The following is a 12,331-nucleotide window of genomic DNA, read 5'->3' as shown; positions in this document are numbered from 1 at the left end:
CACAAATCGTGCTATTTAACGCGATCAATAAGATGTGATGTAAATTTTCATCGAAGTCATCAAACGCCCCGCGCACTCGCATTTCGTATCTCGTACTTCATATGCTACATATATAAAGTAACTTAGGATATAGCGAGTTTTCAAGGAGTAAAACAGGTTGAACGCATCAAAGCACAAGATGTATTTTCTACTGCAACGGGTCGCACATGGCTTGAAAAAAAAGGCGGATACGGCATTGATGGATGCGGGCGGCATGTCCACCGCACAGGCGGCGGTGATGGCGATAATTGCCGGTCAAGAAGGGGTTTCGCAGCGTTATCTGGCGGATAAATTGATGCAGCGCGAAAGCGCAATCACCACGATGGCAAATCGTCTGCTGAAAGCCGGTTATATCACCAGAATGCGCTCTGATACCGACGGCAGGGCCTGGGTGTTGAAGTCGACGAAGGAAGGATTGGCTGCGCTTGACGCGGTAAACGAACCGTTTGCAAGCATAAATGCGATTTTGGACAACGCGTTTCCACCCGAAGATGTTGAAGGCATTGCTGATGGGTTGATGGATATTTTACGCCAGCTTGAAGCTCTTGACGATACAGAGGCGGACCATATCTGAACCTTGCACAGACCGTATTGTAAGTGCTCCGGGGTTTTACGGAATTATTAGGTGACGGGGACAGGAGTGCTTCGAACCTCCCGTCCCCGCCGATTCTGAGAAGCTTAAAATTTCACGGGAAGAGCTTTCTCAGAAATCTTTGGAACTCTTAGAACGGATGTCGTTAGAACTGGATTTTGAGTCCCGTGCGTCCGCCGTAGCTGGTGTAGCCACCGCTGATGTCGGCATTGGCTTCGATGAAGCCGGTGACGCCGTCCCGGGAGGCGATGTTGAGCCCCAAATCGAACCGCCCAAACGTGTTGGACAGGCGGTTTTCAATCTCGATCGAAGATGCGCCAGTGGAGAAGGTTAGTCCGTCACCGGTCTGCGACTGATGCGCAAGCTGGCCTCCCAGATAATAGGTGAGTGTGTTGCTTCCATTCACCTTGGTTTCTCCGCCCAGTCTGGCTCCAATCATGCCTCGCAGGCCATCGAAAGTATCAAAGTCGATATCTGCGCCGAGCGCGGTGAAATCATCAAGTCTAGCCTGTTGATATTCGAAGCTTGCCAACGGCTGGACGAAGAAATCATCCTCGCCCCAACGATAGCCGGCTTCAAGCCTGACGCCATAGGCTGCACCATCAAGGTCCAAGCTATAGCCGGCGGTGCGCGCCCTGACGTCAGCTGTGATAAAGTCATATTTGGCCAGCGCATTGACAAAGAACCGGCCACTATTAATCCCTGCATAGGCACCGATGTTGAAGGCGTCATAGCGGACATTGTCGGCCGTTCCATCAAAACCGAGATTAGAGCTCAAATAACCGCCCGTAAGTCCAAGGACGATATCTTCTTCGACAAAGGCAGGAACAAAATCATATCCGGTCTGGAAACCGAAATAATCCTGATCATAGTTTAGTGAGATCAACTGGGTGAAACCTGACGACGTAAACTCGAAGCTGTCATCCTGCTGGGACAGGCTGCCATAGACCTGCATCCACAGCGGAGATTCCGCAGCGGTACGTCGTGACGCCATATGGGCGGCCCATGCATCGGCCGAGCGGTACCAGAGTGATTGCGCCCCTTCGACAAACTTGAGCGTCTGGAAAACAGGCGTGCCGATCGTGTTGGTCAGGAAAAAGTCATTATCAGCATTGTCAAAAGACAATGAGTAGCTGAAAAAGCCGATTGTCGCACTTTCATCAGCGATCACAAAGGCGTCTTCTGTGGTTCCCGCATCCGCATCCACGACCAGGACCGTGTTGCCAAAACCGGGGTTAATGGAGATGTCATCGATGACAAGTGCGCTATTTCCGGTCGCTGCGCCGGCGATGACAAGTGTGTCGGCCGCACCTGCGCCATCGAACGTGACATCGAATGCGAAGCTGCCGTCACCGCTGCCGACATAGTCACCCGGCAGGGTCAGGCTATTGCCAATCACGCCGTTGCGCATGTCGATCAAACCGTCATTCACAAACTGCTCAAGACTGTTGAAAGCAATATTGCCGCCGACCAGAACCGTGCCTTCGTTGGTGAACAGGTCATTGCCTGCTGCAAAGTCACTATTCTGTGTTGCATTGAACAAGCCGTTATTGACGGTCACATCGTCAAAGGCGCTCAACAGCACACGGCCGTTAATCGTGCCGCTATTGGTCAGCTGTGTCACACCGCCAATGGCTTCCAGAGCAAAGCCCGCACCGCTTTCCAGCGTACCGCTATTGTTCACAACAATAGCCGAGCCAGTGGTCTCTGCAGTAATCGCATTGCCTGTGCCACCCGATACCGTGCCGGTGGTCGTCACAGACGCAGCCTCGGTTCCTTCCTGCAGCACGTTAACACCATCCACGCCGCCTGTGGCATTCGCCGCCGTCACAGACAGTGATGTGCCAGACGCGGAGTTAAAGGCGGAAATACCATAGGAGGTGGTCCCGGTCGCCGTCCCGGTCGACGTAACAGTCAGAGCGCCTGTGCCCTGATTGTACGCATCAATGCCGTTAATGTTACCAACGGTATCGACCGCATTTACCGTCAGATCCGAACCATTGGCGGCGTTATACGCATCAATACCATTGAAATCGATCCCAGTTGCTGTGCCAGTGGAAGTGATGCTCAGCGCGCCATTGCCTTGGTTGACCGCGAAAATCCCACTATTGCTGCCAATCGCCGCATTGCTGGTGATGGTGAGGTCGGTCGTGCCCACGCGGTTTCTGGCCTCTATGCCATACCCCGTCTCGCCGATAACCGTACCCAGTGCGTTGATGGTCAGCGATCCACCGTTGTTATCGGCGTACATACCATCGGTCGCACCGGTAATGGTTGCTCCTGCGTCCTGGTTGATCAGCATGGAACCGGAGACGTCATTGGCACTATTATAGGCAAAGATACCTTCTGCCGTCTCACCTGTAACATCACCTGTGGTGCTGATGGTCAAACCAGCGTTGCCGTAATTTAAGGCGCGTATGCCGGCGATCCCGCCCGTCACGTCATTGGCTGTGATAGAAAGGGACGTGCCGTTGGCAGAGTTATAGGCATCAATGCCATTAGCATTGGTCCCGGTTGCCGTACCGGTCGAGGCAATGATCAACGCGCCACTGCCCATGTTGGCCGCTTCAATCCCGTCATCGCCGCCAATTGTATCGGCGGCATTGATCGTTAGATCGATGCCATTGCCAGTGTTCTCGGCATTAATGCCATCAAAAGTGACACCTGTTGCCGTGCCGGTCGAGGTGATGCTTAGCGTGCCGTTACCTTGGTTGATCACGAAAATCCCCATATTGTCGCCGACGGTATCCACCGCATTGACGATCAAGTCGGTGCCATTAAGGGAATTGCTCGCTTCAATACCATTGGAACTGGTGCCGGTTGCAGTGCCGGTCGAGGTGATGGTTAGAGCGCCGCTGCCTTCATTCACCGCATTAATGCCATCGTTGTTGCCCAAGGTATCCAAGGCATTGACCGTCAGATCAGAACTATTGTTTGAGTTATTCGCGAAAATACCATCACTGGTCGTCCCGGTTGCAGTGCCGGTCGAGGTGATGGTTAGAGCACCGGTGCCAAAGTTGTACGCATCAATGCCGTTGGTGGCTCCGGCCGCGATATTGCTGGTGATGGTCAGATCGGTAGCGGTTGCGCGGTTTCTGGCCTCAATGCCATTATCGGTCTCGCCGATGACTGTGCCCAGGGCGTTAATCGTCAGCGATCCACCAAGGTTTTCGGCGTACATGCCATCAGTCGCACCGGTGGCAACTTCCCCGGCGTTCTGGTTTATCACCATCGAGGCAGAGACATCATTGGCGCTGTTATAGGCAAAGATACCCTCTGCCGTCTCACCAGTCACATCGCCGGTAACACTGATCGTCAGACCCGCTGTGCCATAGTTCAGGGCGCGGATACCATTGATATTGCCGGTGACGTCATTGGCTGTGATCGACAGCGATGTACCAGCAGCCGAGTTGTTCGCGAAAATACCATAAAAATTGGTCCCGATTGCTGTGCCGGTTGAGGTGATGGTCAGCGCCCCCATGCCATTGTTGTCTGCATCAATACCGCTAGAGTTACCCACGGTATCAAACGCATTGACCGTCACATCTGTGCCGATGGCCGAGTTTTGCGCATCAATACCATCGTCATTATACCCTGTCGCTGTCCCAGTGGAGTTGATGGTCAGCGCGCCAGTGCCTTCATTGACCGCCTCGATGCCGTAGTCATCACCGACAGTGTTGAACGCGTTGACCGTCAGGTCGGTGCCGTTGGCAAAGTTATATGCATCAATGCCATTATCCGTAATCCCTGTGGCCGTGCCGGTCGAGGTGATGGTCAATGCACCCTCGCCTTCATTATATGCATCAATGCCGTGGTCGTCACCCATGGTGTCCACCGCATTGACCGTAAGGTCGGTACCGTTGGCAGAGTTATATGCATCAATGCCATCATCCGTAGTCCCTGTGGCCGTGCCGGTCGACGTTATGGTCAGCGCGCCGCTGCCAAAGTTAGCGGCGAGAATACCGTTGTCAGCCCCGGCCGCGACATTGCTGGTGATGGTCAGATCGGTAGCGGTTGCGCGGTTTCTGGCATCAATGCCATCATCGGTTTCACCGATCACCGTACCCAATGCATTGATGGTGAGCGATCCACCAAGGTTTTCGGCGTACATGCCGTCAGTCGCACCGGTGGCAACTTCCCCGGCGCCTTGGTTGATCACCATCGAGGCAGAGATGTCATTGGCGCTGTTATAGGCAAAGATACCCTCTGCCGTCTCGCCGGTCACATCGCCGGTCACATTGATGGTCAGACCAGCCGTGCCATAGTTCAGGGCCCTTATGCCATTGGTGCCGCCGATAGCATTGGCTGTCGTGATCGACAGGGATGTACTAGTGGCCGAGTTATACCCATAGACACCATAAAAATCAGTTCCGGTGGCTGTACCAGTCGACGTGATGGTCAGCGCGCCCATGCCAAAGTTGTCTGCTACTATACCGCTAATGCCCCCGCTGGCATCGGCCGCTGTGATGGTCAGATCGGCACCGTTGGCAGAATTGTACCCGTAAATGCCGTAAAAACCGGTCCCGGTTGCTGTGCCGGTCGAAGTAATACTGAGCGCGCCGCTGCCAAAATTCAACACTTGAATGCCGTTGTCGTCGCCATTGGTATTAACGGCCGCCACAGTTAGATCGGTACCGGTGCCAAAGTTTGATGCAAAAATACCATCAGACATATTGCCAGTCGCTGTCCCGGTGGAGCTAATGGACAGTGCGCCGGTTCCTTCGTTGATCGCGGAAATACCTGTTAAAGCCCCGGTCGCGATATTGCTGGTGATGGTCAGGTTGGTCGTTCCGACACCGTTGCGAGCATCAATGCCATCATCGGTCTCGCCTACGACCGTACCCAGCGCGTTGATGGTAAGCGATCCGCCAAAATTTTCGGCGTCAATACCACGGGTCGCACCAGTGATCACTCCGCCGGCTTCCTGATTGATCACCATGGATGCAGAGACATCATTGGCGCTGTTATAGGCAAAGATACCCTCTGCAGTCTCACCGGTAATATTGCCGGTGACACTGATCGTCAGGCCGGCAGTGCCATAGTTCAGGGCGCTTATTCCTGCGGTGCCGCCCGTCACGTCATTGGCTGTGATAGACAGCGATGTGCCAGCAGCCGAGTTAGTGGCATCAATACCAGCGAAAATTGTTCCGGTCGCAGCACCGGTTGAGGTGATGGTCAGGTCAGCAGTTCCGCTGTTCTCGGCACGTATTCCGAATCTCCCGCCAGTAACATCCGCTGCCGTTATCGACAGGGACGTGCCGTCGTTATACGCGTAAATACCGTAGAAACCGGCCCCGGTTGTCGTACCGGTTGCAGTGATGGTGAGCGCACCACCGCCAAAGTTATATACTTCCATGCCGCTATCATCGCCGACGGTATTCACCGCATTGATTGTCAGATCACTAGCGTTGGACGAGTTTTCTGCGAAAATACCATGGGTATTGGCCCCTATGGCCGTACCCGTTGAGTTAATGGTTAGGGCGCCGCTACCTTCATTATATGCATCGATGCCGTTATTGTGGCCATTGGTATCGACCGCATTGACCGTCAAATCAGTACCGTCAAACGAGTTATTCACATCAATACCATCGTTTGCAGTCCCTGTTGCCGTGCCGGTTGAAGTGACCGTCAGCGCACCGGTGCCTCCGTTATATGCATCAATGCCGTGCTCGCCGACTGTATTGACCGCATTTATCGTCAGATCGGTACCATTGGAGTTGGAAGCCTGAATACCGTCACCATTGGTTCCTGTTGCCGTCCCGGTGGAGGTGATGGTCAGCGCGCCAGAGCCATAGTTGCGAGCATCAATGCCGTTCTCGTTACCGCTGGTATCGACTGCATTTACCAACAAACCGGCGCCGTTAGCGGAGTTATATGCACGAATGCCCTCAGCATTGGTCCCAGTTGCGGAGGCGTTTGAGGTGATGGTCAGCGCGCCACTGCCGAAGTTTTGGGCGTCGATACCATTGTTAAAACCACTCGCAATATTGCTGGTGATGGTCAGGTCGGTGGTGCCTGCCCGGTTTATAGCATTGATGCCATTAAAACCTTCGCCGATGACCGTGCCCAGCGCGTTGATGGTGAGCGATCCACCGTTGTTATCAGCGTCAATACCATCGGCTGTACCGGTGATGGTCGTTCCGGCATCCTGATTGATGACCATGGAGCCGGAGACATCATTGGCGCTGTTATAGGCGTTAATGCCGTCGCCACCCTGGCCGGTGATATCGCCGGTGGTACTGATGGTCAGGCCTGCTGTGCCATAGTTTTCCGCGATTATCCCATAGGTCGCGCCTGTAACATTATTGGCCGTGATCGACAGCGACGTGCCATTCATGGAGTTAGAGGCTCCAATGCCATAAAAATCGGTTCCCGTTACGGTACCGGTGGAAGTGATGGTGAGCGCGCCATCGCCTTCGTTGTCCGCCAAAATTCCATAAACTCTGCCGGTCGCATTCACTGCGGTGATCGAAAGGGACGTGCCATCCGCGCTGTTAGAGGCCTGAATGCCGCTGAATTCCGCACCGGTAGCTGTGCCGGTTGATGTAATGTTCAGCGCACCCATACCTTCGTTGGTCGCAAAAATGCCTCTCTCTCCGCCGCTGGTATCCACCGCATTGATGGTCAGGTCTGTGCCAGTGACCGAGTTAACAGCGGCAATACCGGCGTCACCGGTCCCGTTTGCATTGCCGGTGGAGGTGATGGTCAGTGCGCCCGTGCCATCATTGGATGCTCTTATACCGTCAGTATAGCCAGTGGCGACGTTGCTGATGATAGTAAGGTCGGTGGTCCCGGGACGATTTTCGGCATTAATCCCGACGCCGAACTCGCCAATGACCGTACCCAGCGCATTGATCGTTAGCGATCCGCCGAGATTCTCAGCGTCAATACCATTGATCACGCCGCTGATGGTTGTCCCCTCGACCTGATCTATGACCATGGATGCAGAGACATCATTGGCGCTGTTATAGGCTTCAATGCCGTCGCCGCTTAGGCCCGTGACGTCACCGGTGGTGCTGATGGTCAGGCCCGCGGTACCGAGATTTGAGGCCCCTATTCCATTGACGCCGCCAGTCACGCTCGCCGCGGTGATTGAAAGGGATGTAGTGCCAACAGCATTAACCGCGCTAATGCCGTCGCCATTGGTGCCGGTGGCTGTGCCGGTCGAGGTGATGGACAGCGCGCCAGTGCCGTCATTAAATGCGAAAATTCCGTCGGTGCCGCCACTGGTATCGGCTGCACTTACCGACAGGTCTGTGCCCGTGGCATTAATCGCCAATATACCATAACTATTGGTCCCGTTTGCATTGCCGGTGGAAGTGACGGCCAATATTCCGCTGCCTTGGTTGCTCGCAAAAATACCATTTACTCCACCGCTCGCGACGTTGCTGGTGATGGACAGATCCGTGGTACCAGCGGCATTCAGGGCCTGAATACCGTTGGTCAAGACACCGGCGACCGTTCCGTTGGAAACGACCGACAAAGAACCGGAGTTTACATTGCCTATGCTGATTCCATTTTGTTCACCGGTGATGGAAGAGTTCTGGGCATCATCGAACGAGGCTCCGTCGATGCCATTGATGTCCAATGCATTGCCTGCTGCGGTTGTTATGCCGAAGTCGGCTTCCGTGGTGACAGTGATTGGTGTACCGCCCAGCATCTGCGTCACATCAGCGCCAGCCGGACCGGAGCAGGTAAAGATACCGGAGCCGGGGGCCGTTTCGACACATGTTCCGGCCATCGCAGGGGCGCTTCCGACTATGCCGGTGCCGAACATCAATGCGGCGCCAACCGCAGCAGCCGATACTGTCAAACGCAGCTCAGAAACTTGGGGAACGATGCTGGCGGCACTGCCTTTCCATTTCACTACACGGCCTCCGCGATGGACAAGGCTTTTGCGGGATGGATCGGATATCTGGTTGAAACGGGACATTGAATTTTCCTTCCTGAATAATGATCACCTGAAATTTTGCAGGCGGGTTTGGCGCGTCAGGCGCAGCCGGATTGGGGTGTGGGACGGGCGATGGACCTGGCTGTTGCGGGTGCAATCGGTCTGATTGCCCGCGACAAGATGTGGTCCCGGGACAACGGGATACTGCTCAAGGGGATATCAAATTCGCAAACAATCCGACCAAGGTGGAACGTGTCTGTGTCGGCTGTGATAACAGTGTTGGCACTGACGCCGCTACCGCCGTGGAGGGTGGTTCTGGCGCTCAGGTCGAACCCGTCCTTGGCTTCCCTTTCAGTGTTGGCACCTGTTAGAGCGCCCACAACTGTTTCAACCTTGGTATTTCGGTCGCAACGGACACCCGTTCCGGAGTCGGTGTTGCTATAGATATCTCTGGCGCGTCTAGTGCAGGCGCTTTCTGTCAGCGAAGCTTTTATCATAAGTCAAACTTTCCATTTGCATTCCCTGTATGTCGCGCCGTTGATCATCCTCGGGATTCTGGCCGCCGTCTATCGACAGCGCCGCAGTGCCAGCCTGCAATAATGCCGGTGCTTAGTATTTTTCCAAAAAGAGTTTTGATATCAGCCGGTTACATCTTTGTGATTGATGCAGCGGAGCTTGACATCAGTTTGAATATTGCCGCTTGCGCGGAACCTTTGTTCCAACTTTATGCAAATACAGGCGCACATGAAGACAGCCTGTCGCGCACTTCGCCATTCCGCCGCATTCAGTGTTTCAAGTGGCCTTGCGGATCACATGCCAGACAGATCAACGGTCAGCGATTGTAGGAAAACATGATCGCTGCAGGGCCTAAATGGCCTCGTTCTATTCTGAACTCTCGGCCCGATATCGAGGATCGCCCTCTGGCCGTGAGAAGGTTGTCTCGAATCTGTCTCTCAGCGCCTGCATCACAGCTTGGGTCCGGTTTGCCTGAACAGTATCAGGGTGGGCATGTAGCTTGAGCATTCTGGTTAATTCGAAGGGCTTTTCACCAAAAGGCACAATCAGGTCAGACTTTTCAGCGATGCAAATCGGTAAAACCGCTTTGCCGATACCTGCTTCCACTGCTTTCATTACACCTCGGGCATCTGTCGACGTCATTCGCGGCCGGTGTCCCCGCTCTCCGCGAATCTTCTCCCACAGCCGCACCGGTGCCGTACGCGGCGCGTCTTCATCAAAGAACGAGACCCATTCCAATTCAGCGGGGTCGAGACCTTTTGGAGCATAGACACCGTAGTGAACTTCACCAAGATTGACGGCAAACTCGCTGGCTCGGGGCGGGTTCTCAAACCAGAGTGACAGCGTTGCCTCACCGCGGAGAGGCATTGTGTGGATCAAGCCCAGCAGACGGACGTCGAGACGGGGATTTTTCTTGAGAAGATCTGGCAATGTGGTGTTGGCAAGCTCTTCCAGAATCCACGGACTGGAAATTAGCCTGACCAATCCGATGACGTTTCCATCACCTACAGCTATTTCGTCGGCCAGATTCTCCATGCGCAGTTCAACTTCCTCGGCACGCTGGATGACAAGCTTTCCTGTCTCGGTGGGCACCAGCCCGGTTTTCGTCCGGGCGAACAGGGATGTTCCAATGTCAGCTTCCAATGCTGTCAGGCGCCGCCCTGTCGTTGACTGATCCAAATCCAGCAAATGTGCAGCGCGGGCAAGCGAACCCGCGCGTGAGGCTGCAAGAACGATTTTGAGATTGTTCCAATCAAAAGACACAACAAATTCATCCTATTTCTGTGCTTGCTTCCGTCTGAGAAACCGGTTTGCAAAAGACAGTGACCGGGTTTTCACAGGGTGGAGCTGCAACACTTTGGGTTCAGAGGAGGTAGTCAGTGCGCTATCCAGAATAACCAATTGTAACTTGGAGTAAAGGCACTCTTTTGCATCAGTGCCTGCGACAACACTAGGACGGGATGGTGTTTCTAGAAATTCTTGGGCCCCGAAGTCCAAGCCGAGATCGAACGGATTTTGTCGACTGCAATGGCAGCTATGCATGGCCCAATTTAGAAGAAAGTTGCTGTCCAATTCAGCGCTATTATTTCGTGGCAAATTTTCAGTTTTTGACGCTGTCATAGATGAAAGTGGGCACAGGGTGAGTGCCCGCATATTGGGAAATCCAAAATGTACGTTGAAGCTATCTCTCCTGGTCGGTTCACTTGCTGCGAGACCTTAAAAATATGAAAATTTGTTCGGCTGTGTATCTCGATACCATGGTGCGATGCAGTCGATCATCCATTTTTAAATAACTGAAAATAATACTCTTTTTTTGATCCAGCATTGCATCTGCATAATTGCAGGCTGGCACTGCAGCGCTGTCGATAGACGGCGATCGAAATCGCGTGGATGAATGAGAGCGCGACATTTGGGAATAGAAAAAGAGAGTATGAAACATGACAAAAGCTTCGTTGAAAGACAGTCCTCGTACAAAAGAAAAAGCAAGCCAGGCTAAATCAGATCCTGCTTCATTAAGCGGGATGAGTGCGCTCAAGCAAATGCCAGGTTTGGCGGAACAGAAACGCGTCGGCAAAAAGAGCGCTGATCAAAAAGGTGCTGAAAAAAAAGGCAGTTTACCTTCAGCAAGCCCCTCGACAGCCAAGACGGATGATGCGGCTAAGCTTGCTGAAGTTAAGGCTAGTGGGGAATCGCCCCAAACTACTACGTTCACGCAATCCGGCGGGCTTGTGGACCGGTTGGCATCGCTGAACACCGCTTTGATCTTCTCCTCCTACCAGTCCGGTCTGCTGTATATGCTTGGACGCAAGCCTGGCGGCGGTGCCCACCTGCATCAATCGGCGATGAAGAAACCGATGGGCCTGTGCGTGGAAGATGGTGATGGTTTTACCCTGTCGGCTGGCTTCCAGATCATGCGTTTTCAAAACGGCCTGAATGCGAATGAGCGGGTGAACGACATGTTCGATGCCTGCTACGTCGCGCGGCAGACTTTTAATACCGGTGAGCTGGATGCCCATGATGTCGGCATCGGCAAAGACGGCTTGCCGCTATTCATCAATACGCGGTTCAATTGTCTGGCCACAATCGATCCGAAGCACAGCTTCAAGGAAGCCTGGCGTCCCCCCTTTATCTCCGCCCTTATCGACGAAGACCGGTGTCACCTGAATGGCTTGGCCATGGAAGATGGTGAGGCGGCCTATGTGACGGCGGTAAGCCAGTCCGATACCATCGATGGCTGGCGGGATCGCCGCGATGATGGCGGTATCGTGATTGACGTGCGCAAGAACAAGGTAATCTGCAAAGGCCTGTCCATGCCGCATTCGCCCCGGCTTTATAAAGGTGAGCTGTGGTTGCTTAATTCCGGCACCGGCGAGCTTGGCGTGGTCGAGGGGGCTGCGAGCGGCAAAGGGAAATTTGTTCCGCGGATATTCTGCCCTGGCTTTGGTCGCGGCCTTGCCATCAAGAATGGTTTTGCCTTTGTTGGCTTGTCAAAGCCCAGATACCAGCGCTTTGAAGGGCTAGCACTCGATACACGTCTGGCAGAAGCGGACAGCGCACCCTGGTGCGGTATTCAGATCATCGATCTGGCTAAAGGTGCCTGCGTAGACTGGTTCCGCATCGATGGTGCTGTTTCCGAAATTTACGATGTAGCTTTGCTCGAAGGCCATGCCTGCCCGATGGCAATCGGACCAACAGCGCCGGAGATGGCGAAGTTCCTCACACATCAAAAACCGGAACCAGGTGGTGGTTGACGCCCCCAAAGCCGGACACTTCACACTCTCATAACACTATTC

At 53.9% G+C, this 12,331-nt stretch carries 5 protein-coding genes; 2 read left to right on the top strand and 3 right to left on the bottom strand.

Features of this window, described 5'->3' with window-relative positions; genetic code table 11:
- Nucleotides 1-157 precede the first annotated feature (157 nt).
- Nucleotides 158-613 (top strand): MarR family winged helix-turn-helix transcriptional regulator, encoded by a 456-nt coding sequence (locus tag AC6I9Z_RS16495; RefSeq protein ID WP_461458203.1) that lies wholly within the window; start codon nt 158-160, stop codon nt 611-613.
- 163 nt (nt 614-776) lie between these two features.
- Here AC6I9Z_RS16495 and AC6I9Z_RS16490 read toward each other — a convergent pair whose 3' ends face one another.
- The 3 genes from AC6I9Z_RS16490 to AC6I9Z_RS16480 form a co-directional block, all read right to left on the bottom strand.
- Complete coding sequence (locus AC6I9Z_RS16490; RefSeq protein ID WP_497811080.1) at nt 777-8,564, bottom strand: hypothetical protein; 7,788 nt, start codon at nt 8,562-8,564, stop codon at nt 777-779.
- 56 nt (nt 8,565-8,620) lie between these two features.
- Nucleotides 8,621-9,019, bottom strand: coding sequence for a hypothetical protein (locus AC6I9Z_RS16485; RefSeq protein WP_461459122.1), 399 nt, complete (start codon nt 9,017-9,019; stop codon nt 8,621-8,623).
- Nucleotides 9,020-9,404: 385 nt separating this feature from the next.
- Entirely contained in the window at nt 9,405-10,301 is an 897-nt protein-coding gene (locus tag AC6I9Z_RS16480; protein WP_461459120.1) for a LysR family transcriptional regulator, read from the bottom strand.
- 674 nt (nt 10,302-10,975) lie between these two features.
- On the opposite strand from AC6I9Z_RS16480, the gene AC6I9Z_RS16475 reads away from it, so the two are divergent.
- A complete protein-coding gene (locus tag AC6I9Z_RS16475; protein WP_461459118.1) occupies nt 10,976-12,289 on the top strand; it encodes a TIGR03032 family protein in 1,314 nt (437 codons plus the stop codon).
- Nucleotides 12,290-12,331 lie beyond the last annotated feature (42 nt).

This window comes from Parasphingorhabdus sp. (assembly GCF_059726685.1).
The sequence above is the reverse complement of the archived record's forward strand: the minus strand, read 5'-3'. Positions and strand labels throughout refer to the sequence as shown.